Genomic DNA, 16,559 nt, shown 5'->3' on the forward strand with positions numbered 1-16,559 from the left:
TTATGCCTCCTGTTCAATCAGCGGCAGGATTCCTTCATTTTTCAAAAGATCATAAAGGAAAAGTCTGCCTTTCTGCGTCCAGTAGGTATGCATCACGCTTTTCTCCGCATCAATGGCGAACGTCTTGGACTGGGTGTATCCCAGATCCGCGTAGTGCTGATATAAAAGCCAGGTTTTACGGAACTTATACTGGATGCCGAGGTCATGAAGCAGTTCGTTGAATCTTCTTCCGCTCATGCCGTAATCCTTGGCAATCTGCGTAACCGGAACCGTGTTCCTGTTCTGCAGGATCAGGTCATAGTAGCTTGCCTTCGGTTTAAGTTCCGCAATCTGCTGATTCTGAACTGCAGCGGTAAGCTCCAGTTCTTTCCTGCGCTTTCTCTCTTCCTTTAACTGAGTAAGCGCGGCAATGGCGAGATCCGGATTTTCTAAAATCTCATCAATTGCGTAAACGCCATGTCTGCGAATTGCCGGAAGAACCTCAGAAGTTACCCATCTTTTGAACTGCTTTGCCTTTGGGAGCTGGCTGCGGAGGATGAGACTGTAAAGACCTGATTCATTGATGAGAATCGGATTTTGTTCTCGTCCGATGGAGTCACGAATCGTTACCCCATCTGTTTTATCTTCCGCATCCACGTGGTCGGCCAGGGCTTTGCGGGGATTGCTGTAACCCAGAATATCGGCCACGTCCTTGCCAACAAAGAAAGGCTTTCCGTCAATAACGGTTGTGCGCACGGAGCCAAACTCCGCATTGTTAAAAACCTGTAATTCATTCATGAGAATTACCTCCTTAAAATTTTTTTACGGAGGACGTTATTGCCTCCTAAGTGGTAGCCTTGGGAGGCGATTAAATCTGACGGTTTTTATAATTTTCTCTAAATTTTTTCTTTGCCCGCTTCAGCTTCTGCGTGATGTTGTTTTCATCCGCTCCTATGCGAGCGGCGTAGTTGCGAATTGATTCATCATTTAAATTGCTATAAAGGCATCGGCCCATTCCGGCTTTTTGACCAGAATCTTACGCACCCACCGGCATACGGCTTCATAATCTTCTTTCTTTTCGTGTTCTATTTCGTATTTGCGGAAAATGCGGTCATCCGCGACTTCGTCCATTAATGGTTCGGATGAATTGATCTCATCCTCGATGCCGTCTTTTCCGGGCTGCGCCTTGCTGTAGCCGCGATGGCGGTCAAACTTGTGCCAGTTGTTGTATTCAGGCCTATTGAACTGCTCATCAAAAGCTTCCTGGATACGGCGTTCCTTTTCTTCCTGCTCGGTTTCCTCATCCTCAAAACCGAGGCTTACCCACATTTCCTGTGCTGCTTTCTCGTCAAGATTGATTGTCTGAACGCTCTCGTCATAACGTACCTTCAATTTCATCTTTGCATTCCTTTCCGTCCGTGGCCGTGACGATGGAACGCAAAAAGGAGCCTGCGGTAAAGATGAACCACAGACTCCTGAAAATCCGAAAATGGGCGCAGAAATCTAACGGTGGGTGCATCTTCATTTCCATAGCGGTCTTAATTACCGCCGCCTGAACTCTCTATGCATCCCATCGTCCTAATGGCCATCTCGGACTATGAGATTTGATTACATTTGTAAGCTTTTGGCTTACCTGAATTAATTATTGCCCGTATTGAATTTTTAAGCTCAACTCATGGAGTTGGTTAAACCCCCTTGCAAATAGCCACTTTTCCTATTTCAGGGCATAAAAAAAGACCCCTTTCGGGGTCCAAAGCCAACTCAGTGGGTTATCGAAATTTTAATCGGGATCAATTGTTATTGTGCTGCCCAGTTCTTTGATGCCTGCCTGCTTCAAAATGCCGTTGAAATCCTGTAGGGATAATCCGGGCATATTCTCTAAAATGCGGATACAGGTTTTGTCGGGGTCCTGATAATAATTCAGTTTGTTGTCAGATTTGTCGAATATCTTTTCCACGATGCGGAGGTTTAGTCGCAAGCCGACACAGATAGCCATCAGCACCTCTGTACCCATATTATTGTACTTGTCATTCTTTATTTTTCCGTGATAGTTCTTATGCAGACCTGTTCTGTCGTTAAATGTTTCCGGGTAGTTCCACTTTCTGTTTTCCATCAGATACCACAAGCATTGGCAGAGCGTGGTAGTCGGATCACCCAGCCGCTTAATCAGTTCGATTTCTTCGTTCTCATCATAGGTGAGGATATGATCTCGGAACGCCGAATACACATCATCCGCTTCGTACTTGAAATTTGCTTGGTATTGCGGATGGAATGTCAGCATACGCTGATCGATTCCTTCCTCACGATAAAGAACAGCAAATCCCAAGAAGTCCTTCTGAATATTTTGGTATGTCGTATATTTCTGCTCACGGATATTGATGACGCACTGCTCCAGGTTCTTTTTGGCTTTTGCCGTCAGATGCAGACCGTCTTCTTTTGCGGTTATGTATTTCTTATCCGCCAGAACAAAGTATCCGTCAGCAAAAACAAACTGACCGCCGCTGACCCATTCCCGAAGAGAGGAGTCCAGACTCAATAATTGATACGCCTCCACGGGAGTCAGTGCGACAAGGTCCTGGCTATTATTAATTTCCGCAAAAACGGCGTCAAAATCCTCGAAGCCGGATATGCGAACGAGCAGCCCGACTTCAATCAGGCGGTATTTAACAGATATGCGAGACACAATGAAGAAGGCACTTAAATCCTCAATCAATGTGTCACATAACGGAATAATGTCGTTCTGCGGATTCTGATAACTGTCAATCAGTTCAAGCGCTTTCTTCTTGAACATATCAAACGGCATCAACACCCGCGGAGCCAATCGGTGCGCCTGCCATTCAAGCCACTTTACTTCGTTTTCTTTTGTCTTTTTCCCTTTCGGCGGCTCGTAGAAAGTTTCAGACTGGCGGCACATAATTGGATACAGTTTTTCGGATGCCGCCGCGTTCTTTACCGCCAGTATTTCAAAATATGTTTTATCCTTTTCCCAATGGAGAGCCTCATGGATGAGCGTGTTTCGTTTTGTGCCTTCTCCGTACATTGCCTCGGAATCGGGATCAATCAGAACTGTTCCCGCCGGAAAGGATACGGTTTTAGATGTGCCTTGCTCGTGATCATATATTTCTACCTCGCCATCGAGAAGAAGACAACACCCAAAAATGTCCAGGTTGCGGGACAGAGAGACTTCCTTGACCGTGAGATTTGCTTTCTGCAATATCTCATCAACGGGCAACGGCATCGGCGTTTCAAGAGCCTTTTTACAATGCCTTGTCAGGTACTTAGTCGCATAATCATCAAGTCGGTTCTTCCCAAGAATCAAGGCTCCCGTTTTCTTATTTATATCAAAGATATCGCTCGATGTCGGTTTGTTCGTCATCCGTATCCATCTCTCCTTTTTCCATGTAATCCAACGGCATGGTGGCAAGCATCTTCTTTGCTTCGCGCCATGTCGGGCAATACTTCTCAACAAGCGCATGGAATCTATGAGTATGGTTCTTCTCAAGCAGATGCACCAGTTCGTGTATCACCACATATTCGAGGCATTCTATCGGCTTCTTGGCAAGCTGGAGATTGATCCATATCCTGCGTTTTTCAATGTTGCAGGTTCCCCATCTGGTTTTCATATTTTTTATGCGGAACTCATCTGCATGAACGCCGGTCTTTTTCTCGCATCCTATTCTTACGGACTCAAGCACACGCTTTAATTCCTGTCTGTACCATTCGGTGAACAGCCTTTCTCGTGCATCGGTATCCGTCCCCTCCGGCACAGTCATGATGATCTTGGTCGGAGACTTTACTATCTTATGCTGTGTGCCTTCGTAAACGACCTGCAGGCGGTAGGGCTTTCCCCAAAGATAATGGGACTCACCGGACACATATTCCCGCTTGCTCTGCCACTCCTGCGAGAGCATCCTATCCCTGACTTTCGTTATTTCCGGAAGCTTCTTAAGGACAAAGAGTTTTATATCCTCGTTCGATAGCTCCATCGGTGTGCTTACAGTTACATTTCCTTCCGGCGGATTGACTCTGACATAGAGGTTTTTCAAGTTCTTCTTCCTGTTCACCTCTACCGGCAATCCGCCGATAAGCATTTCATCATTACGCATCGTATTCTTCCTGCCTTTGTGCAATATCGAAGACGTTGTTAGTTTCCTCGGTAGCTCTGTCTTCGGTATACATATGAAGCAATAATTTTTTATAAATAGCAAGTCTTATACGCTGCTGTTTTTGAAAATTTCTCTTCCAATCCGGCTGTATTGAACCACGGATTGCCCCGTCCACATCAATCGTCAATTTGACATTTTCTTCAAAATAATCGTAGAGAGCGCGCCTTGCCGCACTGCCCTTAATCTCATCTGGATAACTGCCGTTCGTTTCTGGGTGAAGGATCGCTTCCGCCAGTTCCACAACCTGACGCAGATATTCCTCGTAGCTCATCGCTTCAACCTTACGCTGAATGATGATTTTCTTGAGCATCTCGGACAGCTTTCCGTAATACACGTTATTTGAACTCATCTTTTTTACGATCTCATACTGCAAGTTGTTGTCAATTATCTCTGCCTTCGCCTCATCGTTACCCGGCAGGTCTTTTACCAGGTCAACGGGCGTGGTGGTCTTGCCCTGGAGGAGAAGTTCAACGATAGACATATTGCCAAGTTCGCTGACAACCCTTGTATCCTCGGCGCGGATGTATGTGTCGAGAATATAGCGCATATCGACCTCGTAAGGCTTAAGATCGATATAGTCGCAGCTTGCCAGCTTTATCATTTCCTTTATTTTGTTGTACCCGGAAATCTCGCCTCGCAGATGATTTACATCATCCTCGGAATAACCGTAATCCGCTACCAGGCGGTCACAGCAGTTCGCAAAGGAACGAGAGAGAGACGCCGTAAGAACATAAAGAGTATCCCTCCGTGCTGTCTTTTCTTCGTCCTCGCTGTCTTCACCACAGAAATATTCGATAAAATCGGTGTCAGCTTGCGGAGCGGGTACATTTTCAACCAGAGCCTCAAGCGAAGTGAGCGTTCCTTCCAGTTCTGATTTCGCCTCGTCATAGCGGTTCTTGATTAGACCCTCGACATCTTCCTTGTCGTAGCCGTCAAACGCCTCGGAGGTATAGTCAGCAACGGCAAGCTGAACATTGCGGAACAAGTCCATGTAATCCACGATGTATCCGTAATCCTTATCCTCGCCGTCAGGTCTGTTAACGCGGCAGATAGCCTGGAACAGATCATGGTCACGCATGGATTTGTCGATATACAGATATGTCGCGCTCGGAGCGTCAAAACCAGTCAGCAGTTTGTCCACCACAATCAGTAGTTTCATCTGCGCCGGCTCATCCTTGAATTGCTCTTTGACACGCTTCTCAAACTCGGCGAGTTTTTCATCTCCGAGCATCCGCTCGTATATTTTCTTTTTGTATTCTTCTTCGCTTTCCTGCGACAAGTCGGAAGTAGCTGTTCTGACGCTCTGTGTAGTCGGCTCGTAGGAAGTCACGATGGCGCATTTGGTGAAGTTCTTGCTTTGAAATATTTCCCAATATTTGCAGGCTTCATAGATGCTGCCCGCCACGAGCATAGCCGTACCGCGGTCATCTTTAAGCCTCGGCTTTAGGCTCATATCAAACACGATATCGGACGCGATTTTCTCCAGTCTCTGCTTTGAACTGTACAGTTTATTTATGGATGTCCAGCTTTGTTTCAACTGAAGTTTTGCACGCTCGGTCAAGCCCTGCGTTTTCTGCTCAAACCACAAATCGACTTTATCCTGGCTTGATAAATCCTGGTCGACATCCCTCGCTTCATAGCGCAGGTCAAGAAACACTCCGTCAGCAACGCCTTCGTCAAATTTATAGGTATGGATGTATGTGCCGAAGGTTTCAATGCTTGATTTCTTGTCGGTTTTAAGCAACGGAGTCCCGGTAAAGCCAATCAGGATAGCCTCCGGCATCAACGCCTTCACCGCCTCATGAAGTTTGCCGGAATTGGTACGGTGGCATTCGTCAATAAAAGCGATGATGTTGCCTTTCGCCTTGAAGTCCTTCGGCAGGTCTTTCAGCAGTTCCTTGCGATACTGGTCGATATCCGACTGGCTTCCGGCGTTATGACCGTACTTGTGAATGAGGGAGCAGACGATGGCATCCTCATTTTTATCCAGGATGGAGCGCAGATCAGCACAGCTTTTCGCCCTACGCACCTTTTCTTCCACATCGATAAAGAGGCTCTCGATCTGATCGTCAAGTTCGTCACGGTCGGTGATTATAACCACGCGGCTGTCGTTAATGTTCTCGATAATCCACTTGGTGAGCCATACCATGATGAGCGACTTGCCGGAACCCTGCGTGTTCCAGATAATACCGCCCTCGCCGTCCTGAATACGCTTGCGGGCAGCGATATTCGCAAAATACTGGTTATGGCGCGTGACCTTTTTAATGCCCGCATCATATATCACAAAGTCGTGTACAAGAGAAAGAAACCGCTCCTTCTGGCAGAGAGATACCACGCCGTCACGCAGGCGGTTGACTTCCTTGACCTGCAACAGCTTTATTTCAGCCGAAAGGTCATCGGTCGCTTTCTTGTCCTCTTTCCATTTGAGATAGTATTTCTCCGAAGTTCCAACCGTGCCATAGAACAACCCTTCTGCTTCATTGCCGGCGAAGAGGAACTGCGCCGTGCTGAAGAAGTTCAGGATGTTTTCACGCTTCTGATTCTGCAAAAGCTGACGGATACCCTTACCCGCACTGACATAGGAACTCTTCAGTTCAAAGACGGCAAGAGCGATGCCGTTGATGTAAAGAACCACATCGGGGCGCTTCCTCGTCACCTTGTCATAGCGCAGGACAGATACTTCCTCCGCCACGAAGAAGTCGTTGTTGTCAATGTTTTCCCAGTCAATGTAATGAACAGTCTGGCGATGACCGTTCTCGTCCTTTGCACCCTGTCTGCCATAGCGGAGCAGGGAATATACGCTGCGGTTGATTTGATAAAGCGTATCGGACTGGTTATTCACCTTGCCAATCAGTTCACTGATGGCAGTCTTAATCTGGTCATCGGAATAGCCGCGCTTTTTCAGATTCGCCTTCAGCCATTCTTCCTTGACAGGTGTGTTGTCCTGGTCTTCGAGATTCCCCTTATAGGTATAGCCAAGATCATCAACCAGCCAGTGCAGAACTCTGTTCTGTAATTTCTTTTCCGCATCTACTGTTGCCATCTTGCGCCTCCTTAAACACTCAGGCGGACATGACCCGTCAGCAGGTCATTCATTGCGCCTTCTCTGATTTGAATCATTTTTTCTCGTTCAATTTCCAATACTTCGATTTCTTCGTCCATTGCAGTCAAAACGTCTGCAATAGCTTTCTGTTCATTTTTGTCTACAGGGATTTCAAATTCAAGGTTTTTCAAATCCTTCTGATACAGATGTTTTATCGTAGACCCTGCCGACAGAGTATCGATAAACTCTTTGAATACGGACGATGATAATACTCTGAATAAGAATGCTGGCAACAATCTGTTGTTTGTTCTGAATACAAACACACCGCTATTAAGCGTAGCAGGCTTTCGAAGCTTAGGGACAAGTGCCACCTTACCGATAGTTCCGTCTTTTGTCACCAGCACATCATTTTCAGAAACCTGGATATTCACATCCATATCATAGCGGTCTTTAGAAACATGCCAGATATTATCAAGGTTGACGGTTCCATGAGAGAAATCCGTGCCGCCAATTAGATAACTGTACCCTGTTCTCAAATATTCGTTCTTTTTCAGACCTTGCCAGCCGATTCTCGCTTTTGGTGTAATGACTTGATTAAAAGATACCTTCGTCCATTCACCTTCAAATCCATTTAACCGTGTATTCCGGCAAATCAAATCTTCCAGTGCACCATCACGAATTCCGCGCTTCTTCTCAATCAACTCGGCAAGGTCATCGATGTAAGTGTCAAAGTTTCTTAAAGTCCTACCAATATCAACCTGCTCCTCATAATCAGGAATATGCACCGCTATTTTTGAAAGCTCGCTTTTTGATATTTCCAAAAAGGTCGTCCCAATAGCTCGTGAAATCATTTCTTCTTTACAAGTACGCAGCAAACAAGAGAAGAAGATATTATCTACATTCTTCTTACAAACAAGATTTTTAAAACCCTGATTGGTTGCTAATGGTTTTGCCGCAATCGCTAAATCTCCAATAGTAGCACGGGTACACAATAGAATCGTTCCACTGGGAAGCAGTGTGGCCGAAGAATTTTGTAATCCCAGCTCAGTAATTTTTCTCTCCGAATTATTGACAAACAAATTATTAAGTTGGGTTATTTCCCCTGGCGTCACCCACACAATATTACCGTTCCAATATGCTTCATTGGTTGTTCTCGGCGTACCGCCCTGAAGTATATGCACACAGCTTCCAATATCCGTTTTATCCCAATCACTCGGATAAGTCACCATTTGTATCCCATCCTTTCCAGAGCCGCCACTACCGCCGCTCTTGATTTTGCGGTTCTGTCCTCGATCTCGCCCAGCGTATGCTCATATCGCTTGGCAATCAGAAGAACCTTGGAGGACAGGCTGTTCAGCACCTGTTCGATCTCATCACGGATATCCGCTTCCAGCTTTGCCATCCACTTCATGTCAAAGAGGAGATGCTTGATCTCATCCACCGTCAATTCGCCGAATTTTGTCTCGACCTTTTCGTCTAGAGCTTTGCGGGCTTCCTTCCAAGCCTTGTCCGCCTCATCCTTTTCGGCGGATTTCGCAGCATATGCCGTCAGCGCATCATATTCATCCTTATAAATCTCCGGCACAACAGCGGTTTCAGCGGCAGCCTTGAACGCCGTCTTCAGCTTTGCCTTTCCGAAGGTGCCGTTCTTGTTGCGGATATCGTACTCCGCAAGTTCCGGCATATCCCGGATAAGCACCTCCATCTCATCCGTCTTGCCCTCGTCAAAGAGGGAAACAAGCTGTGTCATGGTATCCATGACAGGAGAGGTCTTTTTTCCTTCCAGTTCCTTGAGTCGCTTGTTGAGATTTGCCTTCGGAATGCTGTCACCCTTATCATTCAGCACATCCTTCAGCAAGCCCTCATCGCCGGATTCCTCCTCGCGCATCTCGTCAAGCTCTACCTCAAGAGCAGCGGACTGCTCCATCAGTTCATTAATCGCGGCAAGCTCGTTAGCGAAATAAACCGCCTCGATAATCTCTCTCGGAATAAGTGCGCCCTCGAAGGATTTTACCTTGGATGTATCGTCCACAGAGATCGTCTCTCCGTTTTCATCCTTCGCTTTCTTCTGCGCATACTCGTATTCAATCTCCCGACCGACTTCATAGCCGCTGGCTTTGATAGCGTAAACATCATCCTGTAACTTTGCATTCCAGTAATTCAGCAGACAGTCATACACATCATAGTTATCAAGAAGCCGTGCGGATTCATAAGCCTTAAGGAGCATAACCGCAATGGTGCGGATCAGTTCCTTGGGATTTGTGTCAGATTCGATACCGAGCAGGATGTCCTTTACCGACTCTCGCCACTGCGCGAATATCGCATCGGTTTCTTTCTGCTTCTCTGCAAGGATGCTGTCATCCTGCCCGATCACGCCCTCGATCTCACCGGACGGAAGAGCAAGGTTATATACATTGTGCGCCTCATCCACGCAGGTGAAGATTTCTTGCTTCAAAGCCGGGGAGATGTCCCACAGCCTTTTCAACGACTCGATATCCGTTCCGGGAATACCGCCCTTCAAATGTGCCGCGATACTCTGCGGCAGCGTATCATCGATTTTCTGTATGTATCGAGGCACATTCAGATTTCCCGCGTTCTGTTCCAGGATATCCGTGTACTTTACAAAGCGGGCATAACCCTTGACGGTTTTTCTGCTGGTAAAGGTCTGTACGATTTTCTCAATATCCTGTTCACGGAGTCTGTTCTTGTTGCCATCCTTCTTGAATCCGCGGCTTGCGTCAATCAGGAAGATGCCCTCCCTGGTTCCCGCATCCTCTTTGTCGATGATAACGATGCAGGCGGGGATGCCCGTTCCGTAAAACAGGTTTGCGGGAAGGCTCACTATGCCCTTGATGTATCTCTTTTCCAGTACTTTGATACGGATGGTTTCTTCCGCGTTGCCTCTGAACAGAACGCCGTGCGGCATGATGATGCCTGCCTTGCCGTTGCTGTCGAGGGATTTCAGAACATGGAGGAACCAGGCATAGTCTCCATTCTTTTCGGGAGGAATGCCGTAGCCGTCAAAACGCTTGTATTTATCCTCGGATGTCTTGATGCCATCTCTCCAAGATTTATCGGAAAAAGGCGGATTCATGACGATGAAGTCAAACTTCTTCAGTTCTCCAAAATCGTCCGTAAACGCGGGATCGACCAGCGTGTTCCCGCGCTTAATTTCGCCTGTGCCTTTCTGATGGAGGATGAGGTTCATCTTTGCCAGGCCCGCCGTGGCATGGTCTTTTTCCTGACCGAAGATGGTCACGATGGAATCGCCGTTCTCATCCACGGGAGCCTCGTCCGCCGCCCTGATGAGAAGGCTTCCGCTGCCTGCGGCCGGATCGTACAGGGTCCACTTCTTGGTCGGCATCTGACGGATGTTGCCGATGCCGATAAGCCGCGCGATGATACGGGACACCTCGCTCGGCGTATAGAACTATCCCTTGCTCTTGCCGGACTCCTGCGCAAACTTCATCATGAAATACTCGTAGGCATCGCCGATGATGTCATCGCCGCTGGCGCGGTTATTTTTGAAGTCAATCGCCGGATTCTGGAATACGGCAATCAAGCCAGACACCCTATCGACCAGTTCCTTGCCAGAGCCAAGTTCGTCGGGATTGTTGAAGCTGACATCGGGAAGGGAACCTTGGAGCCTGTTGTCCTCAAGGAACTTCTGGATAATCTTATCCAACCGTTCGCCAACATCGCTCTTCCCCTTGGCGGCAATCAAATCCTCAAAGGACGCACCCTTGCTGATGGTAAACTCAGCGAAAGGCTGTCCCTTGTACCTGTCCGACACATATTTGAAAAAGAGCAGGACAAGCACATAGTCCTTGTACCTTGCCGGTTCCACGCCGCCTCTCAGTTTATTGCACGCCTCCCAAAGGAGAGCATATAATTCCGATTTTTTCACAGCCATAACCTCTAAATATCTCCATTCTTAATTTGAATATTCATTTATCATTCGATTGCACTTTTCCCACTGGCAATCCACTCCTCTAGTTCGGAGAGTTTGAACTTCCAGGCTTTTCCTATCTTCTTTCGCGGGATATCTCTGCCCTTGCGAATCCAATCACGAATAGTGGCAGGCTGAACACCAAGATACTCCGCCGCCTCTTTCGTCCCAATCCACTTTTCTCCCTTTATGATTTCGCTCATTTAGGTTCTCCTCACTTACGCAAATGTGTACGCAATATTCCAACGGATATTATACCAGATAGCTTGTATTTTTTCAACGGTTTAAGTATTTTTATATCATTTTTCGTGGTGGCTAAGATAACGACAACAGTTCCATAGTCTCAATATCTCCAAAACAACCCCTGACAACATTTCTGTAGTCTCAATATGGCAAAAAGCAGTTCTGTAGTTACAGTCCTCTATTTTCCAGTAGTCAGAACTGTTGTCAAACGGTCTAAAAAAGGGATCCCGATCACCCGTCTGAATCCGGACTTTTCTTTGGAACCCCTTGATTTCAAGCCTTTTTTATACAGTTTAGTCCTTCACTCTTGACATCAAACAGACCGTCTCCACATGATGTGTCATAGGAAACATATCGACGGGCTGAACTTTTTCCGTTTTATAGCCTTTTGCCGCCATATAGGCCAAGTCTCTGGCAAGGGTGGCCGGGTTACAGGAGACGTAGACGATGCGTTTCGGTTTGACGCGAGCAATGGCGGCGAGAACTTTTTCTTCACAGCCTGCCCGCGGCGGATCGACGATGATGACATCAGGACGAATGCCGCTGCCAAGGAGTTCCGGCAGTTTATAGGCGGCGTCACCGAGGAGGAATTCGGCGTTACCGATCCGATTGTCTCCGGCATTTTTTACGGCATCTTTAATGGCAGGCGCCACAATTTCAATGCCATAGACTTGCTTTGCCCGCTGCGCCAAAAAGAGTGTAATCGTACCGGTACCGCAGTAGACATCGACGACCGTTTCTTGTCCTTTCAGATCGGCAAATTCCAAGGCTTTTTCATAAAGACGCTGCGCTTGCTCACTGTTGACTTGAAAGAAGGATTGCACCGAAATATTGAAGGTCAGCGTACCGATAGAATCGCGAATGGTCGGTTTCCCATAAATCACTTTGGTCTTCGCTCCTAAAATGACATTAGTATGCCGCTTATTGACGTTTTGAACAAAACCGGTCAAATTCGGAATACCTTCACACAGCATCCGTGTCAGGTCCTTCAAATGCGGGACCATATCACAGGCGGTGACGAGACAGACCATGACTTCGTCTGTATGCACGCCGACTCTGCCCATCAGGTGACGCACGATACCGGTCTCCTGATCTTCGTCGTAGGCCGGTATTTTATAGGTTTTCATCCACTGCCGCAAAATAGGAATGAGCCGATTGTTGCCTTCTTTTTGAATGAAACATTCATCTACATTGATGACACGATGAGTTGCGGCGGCAAAACAACCGATTGCCAGTGAGCGTCTCGCTCCTGCGGCGACGGGAAATTGCATTTTATTGCGATAATGCCACGGATCGTCTGCACCTAAAGTCGGCAAAACGGGAACAGATTCCAAATGGCCGATGCGTACCAGCGCGTCTGCCACTTGCTGCCGTTTCATGACCAGTTGAGCCGGATAGGAAAGGTGCTGGAGCTGACAGCCGCCGCAGCGGTCATAGACGGGACACGGCGGTTTGACGCGTTCCTTAGAAGGCTTGACGATCTTTTTCAACACAGCTGTCGCATACTGTTTTTTGACGACTGTAATCTCCCCTTCTACCGTCTCTTCCGGCAGCGCAAAGGGAACGAAAATGGTAAAGCCGTCGACGCGGCCGATTCCTTCGCCGCTTGATCCTAAGCGTGTAATCTCAATGGTATACGTATGCCCCTTCTGTACGGGAACCGTCGCATGTTGTGCCATAATGTCCTCCCCATAATTTGAATCGTCTGAGGCTTTGCCCCAGGTATTGCAACCGCCGGCATAAGCCGCTTTTTTCTCCATGGAAAAAGGACGACAACGTCGCCCTTTACTAAGCATACGATGATGCTATTCTCCATCGCTGTTGACTGACTTACATTGTACCAAATATTGCGACAATGTCATAGGGGCGCGGCCGAGAACGCGACGCACGTCATCAGAAATGCCGCTTTGTTCACCGCAGGCCATGGCCGTATAGGTACTGACCCACGCAGCATACTGCCAAGGCTCGGCGGGCCAACGCTTACGCGATTCATAGGCTTCCCTTTCCGTTTCCCTGATGTAAGGAATATCGGCGCCGAGAAAACGGCCGACTTGCTTGGCGATTTCGTCTAACGAAAGGGCTTCTTCCCCTGTCAGCTCCAAGGTCTGATCGGCCCAACGCTGCGGCTCCTTCAAGATCGCCGCGAGAACAGCCGCCACATCTTGACGCAAAATGAATGACGTTTTGCCGTCACCGGCCGGGCCTTTGATTTCACCGTACATCCGACAGAGATCGATGAAAAAGTCCAAATAGAAATTGTCGCGCACAATCGTATAAGCAAGGCCGCTCCGTTTCAAGTATTCTTCCGTCCGCCAATGATCACGACTCAACGTAAACGTCGCCGTCGGCGCCGCACCATAAAAAGACGTGTAAACGATGTGGCGGACACCGGCTTTTTTAGCCGCATCGATAAAGACGAAGTGCTGCTGCAGGCGCTGCGGACTTTCAGACGCCGAAATCATTAAGACGACGGAAACGCCTTGTAAGGCCCGCCTCGTTTGCTCCGTATTTTCATAGGCGCAAGACAAAACGGGTATCGCGCCGGCATTTCTTACGCGCTGCGGCTGTCTGGCCAAATAGCGAAGCCCTTCTTCCGCACCAAGGCAGCGGGCCACCATGGCCCCCAATTTCCCCGTCACGCCTGTTAACGCTGTCCGTTCCATGTACGTCTCCCCCTACTCGCCACAGCTGATATACCTGCTGATCACCGGCGGCACAGAAACCGCTTCAGCGCTGATCGAAAGAGCCCTGCGTCCGCGTCGCGCCGCTTCGTCCAAGGACGTCCCGTCTTTCCCGTACAGCGTTATTAAGGGCTCGCCCTTGAGGATAGTATCGCCAAGTTCTTTATGCAGACGCAAGCCGACATGCAGGTCAATGGCGTCTTCTTTTTTCGCACGGCCGGCACCGAGTGCCATGGCCAACTGCCCGAGCGACAGGCCGTCAACGCCTTGCAGGAAACCGTCTTGATCACTGTAAACGGTGTACGTATTATGACAACGCGTCAGTTCTTTTTGGCCGAGCCAGTCGATCGTGCCGCCTTGGGCCGCTATAAATTCGGCAAACTTGCGCAGTCCTGCACCTGAACGGAGCATTTCTGCCAGCAGCGTCTGTCCTTCCTGCTCCGTCGAGACGCACTGCGCCGCCAGCAACATGCGCGTCCCTAAGGCCTTGACGACGGCCATCAACCGCTTGCCGCCGCGGCCTGACAAAGCTTCTACGGCTTCATCGATTTCCAGGCTGTTGCCGATTGCCGTGCCTAACGGCGCTTCCATCGAAGTGACCACGGCTTCCGTGCGGCGTCCTGCCAGCCTGCCGATGCGTACCATCGTTTCCGCCAAACGAGCGGCGTCTGCCGCCGTCTTCATAAAAGCGCCGCGGCCGTATTTGACATCGAGGATGATAGCCTTGGCGCCGGCGGCGATTTTCTTACTCATAATCGACGAAGCGATAAGGGGGATACTTTCTACCGTTCCCGTCGCATCACGCAGAGCATACAGCAGTTTGTCGGCAGGTGCGATGTCTTTTGATTGCCCCATGACGGCCAGCCCTATCGTCGCGACCTGATGAAAGAATTCCGCTTCACTCAGTTCTGTCCGGAATCCGGGAACGGCTTCAAGCTTATCAATTGTGCCGCCAGTAAAGCCCAGGCCGCGGCCGCTCATCTTGGCAACGGGAACGCCTGCGGCCGCCACCAGCGGGGCGACAATCAGCGTCGTCGTGTCGGCAATGCCGCCGGTGCTATGTTTATCGACGACAATCCCCGGTATGGCAGACAAATCAAGCTCCTGCCCCGAGGCCGCCATAGCTAAAGTCAGCGCCGTCGTTTCCGCATCATCCATGTCGTTCAGATAAACGGCCATCAACCAGGCCGCTGCCTGATACTCCGCGACGCGGCCTGCTGTATAGTCCCTGATGAAGCGCTCGATTTCACGGCTGCTCAGCTTCTTTCCATCCCGTTTATGCTCAATGCATTCAATGGGCCACATATCCGTTCACCTCAATTCATGCCAAAAACTTTTTCCGAAAGGCAGGACACCGGCGGCGAAATTTTCCATAACAGTCTGTCCCAAATCGGCATAGGTACTGCGTACTCCCAAATCGACGCCGCCCTGCAGAGCCGGACTGTAAACGACGAGAGGCACGCGCTCCCGCGTATGATCAGTGCCCTTCCACGTAGGATCATTGCCGTGATCAGCAGTAATGATCAATAATTCGTCACTCGTCATTTGCGCCAAGAAGGTTCCCAACATGACGTCAAAGGTTTCCAGACACCGGGCATACCCGGCCGGATCACGGCGATGGCCGAACTGGCTGTCAAAATCGACAAAATTAGCCATAAAGAGTCCTTCACGCCTGCGATGCGCCGACAACTGCCTCGTCAAAACGGTCATGTCTTCATGGTTATCGGCAGTATGATAGGTCTCCGTCAAATCAACGTGAGCGTAAATATCTCCTATTTTTCCGACGCCGACGACGTCATAGCCCTTTTCTTTCAAGTAGGAAAACACCATTTTCCGTTTCGGCATCCTGCTGTAATCACGACGGTCGCCGGTTCGGACAAAGGCCCCTTGGCGGCCGGTAAAAGGTCTGGCAATGACCCGGCCGACTTCGTATGCCCCGATGCAAACCTCACGCCGCGTAAGGTCACAGATCCGATACAGTTCCGCCAGCGGGATGACCTCGGTGTGGGCCGCAATCTGAAAGACGCTGTCTGCCGATGTATAGATGATGGGCGCCTTCGTTCGAAAATGATCGGGCCCGAGACGTTCGATAATTTCCGTTCCCGAAGCAACTTCATTGCCTATATAGTCACAACCCGTCTTTTCTTTAAAGGCTCGCAGCAAGTCCGGCGGAAAAGCTTTCTCGAAGACAGGAAACGGCGTATCGACAGGATTTCCCATAAACTCCCAGTGGCCGCTGGTCGTATCTTTGCCGGCCGAAATTTCTTCCATGACGCCGTAAGAGCCGCAAATCCGACTGTCTTCATGATGAATGGCCGCAATCTTCCCCAAGCCGAGGCGGCGCAAGTGCGGCAGTTTCAGACCGCCAGGTACGGCAGCGTCGATATGGCCGAGCGTATCGGCTCCGACGTCGCCGAAAGCCGCCGCGTCCGGCGCACTGCCGGCGCCGACGCTGTCCATGACGATGACGATTATCCGTTTAAAACGCATCAGTGAGT

At 49.2% G+C, this 16,559-nt stretch carries 11 protein-coding genes and 1 pseudogene; all 12 read right to left on the reverse strand.

Annotation, left to right across the window (positions count from 1 at the left end; genetic code table 11):
• The 12 genes and pseudogenes from C0977_RS05290 to C0977_RS05345 all read right to left on the reverse strand — a co-directional run bounded on the left by C0977_RS05290 (position 1) and on the right by C0977_RS05345 (position 16,551).
• Positions 1–777, reverse strand: a complete 777-nt coding sequence (locus C0977_RS05290) for a phage antirepressor (protein ID WP_101912660.1) — start codon at positions 775–777, stop codon at positions 1–3.
• 189 nt (positions 778–966) lie between these two features.
• Positions 967–1,377: a sigma-70 family RNA polymerase sigma factor gene (locus C0977_RS05295; RefSeq protein ID WP_200814223.1), complete on the reverse strand. Its 411-nt coding sequence runs from the start codon at positions 1,375–1,377 to the stop codon at positions 967–969.
• A 382-nt stretch (positions 1,378–1,759) separates the two neighbouring features.
• The gene (locus C0977_RS05300; protein ID WP_101912661.1) at positions 1,760–3,355 is read right to left on the reverse strand and encodes a hypothetical protein; all 1,596 of its coding nucleotides are present in this window, start codon (positions 3,353–3,355) and stop codon (positions 1,760–1,762) included.
• Positions 3,321–4,085: a M48 family metallopeptidase gene (locus C0977_RS05305; RefSeq protein WP_101912662.1), complete on the reverse strand. Its 765-nt coding sequence runs from the start codon at positions 4,083–4,085 to the stop codon at positions 3,321–3,323. The genes C0977_RS05300 and C0977_RS05305 overlap by 35 nt, the downstream gene beginning before the upstream one ends.
• Positions 4,078–7,188 (reverse strand): type I restriction endonuclease subunit R, encoded by a 3,111-nt coding sequence (locus C0977_RS05310; RefSeq protein ID WP_101912663.1) that lies wholly within the window; start codon positions 7,186–7,188, stop codon positions 4,078–4,080. Before C0977_RS05310 ends, C0977_RS05305 begins: the two co-directional genes overlap by 8 nt.
• Before the next feature lie 11 nt (positions 7,189–7,199).
• The gene (locus C0977_RS05315) at positions 7,200–8,417 is read right to left on the reverse strand and encodes a restriction endonuclease subunit S (protein WP_101912664.1); all 1,218 of its coding nucleotides are present in this window, start codon (positions 8,415–8,417) and stop codon (positions 7,200–7,202) included.
• A pseudogene (locus tag C0977_RS05320) lies at positions 8,411–11,101 on the reverse strand (N-6 DNA methylase). Before C0977_RS05320 ends, C0977_RS05315 begins: the two are co-directional and overlap by 7 nt.
• A gap of 41 nt (positions 11,102–11,142) precedes the next feature.
• Entirely contained in the window at positions 11,143–11,340 is a 198-nt protein-coding gene (locus tag C0977_RS05325) for a helix-turn-helix domain-containing protein (protein ID WP_101912665.1), read from the reverse strand.
• Between the two features lie 333 nt (positions 11,341–11,673).
• Positions 11,674–13,059 carry a 23S rRNA (uracil(1939)-C(5))-methyltransferase RlmD gene (rlmD, locus tag C0977_RS05330; RefSeq protein ID WP_101912730.1) on the reverse strand — a complete coding sequence of 462 codons (1,386 nt, stop codon included), beginning with the start codon at positions 13,057–13,059 and terminating at the stop codon, positions 11,674–11,676.
• Between the two features lie 126 nt (positions 13,060–13,185).
• On the reverse strand, positions 13,186–14,043 hold the full coding sequence (locus tag C0977_RS05335) for an SDR family oxidoreductase (protein WP_101912666.1): 858 nt from the start codon (positions 14,041–14,043) through the stop codon (positions 13,186–13,188).
• Positions 14,044–14,055: 12 nt separating this feature from the next.
• Positions 14,056–15,366 (reverse strand): thymidine phosphorylase, encoded by a 1,311-nt coding sequence (locus tag C0977_RS05340; RefSeq protein ID WP_101912667.1) that lies wholly within the window; start codon positions 15,364–15,366, stop codon positions 14,056–14,058.
• Between the two features lie 6 nt (positions 15,367–15,372).
• Positions 15,373–16,551 (reverse strand): phosphopentomutase, encoded by a 1,179-nt coding sequence (locus C0977_RS05345; protein ID WP_101912668.1) that lies wholly within the window; start codon positions 16,549–16,551, stop codon positions 15,373–15,375.
• Between the last annotated feature and the right edge of the window lie 8 nt (positions 16,552–16,559).

The organism is Megasphaera vaginalis (ex Bordigoni et al. 2020) (genome assembly GCF_900240295.1).
Taxonomy (GTDB): Bacteria; Bacillota; Negativicutes; order Veillonellales; family Megasphaeraceae; genus Megasphaera; species Megasphaera vaginalis.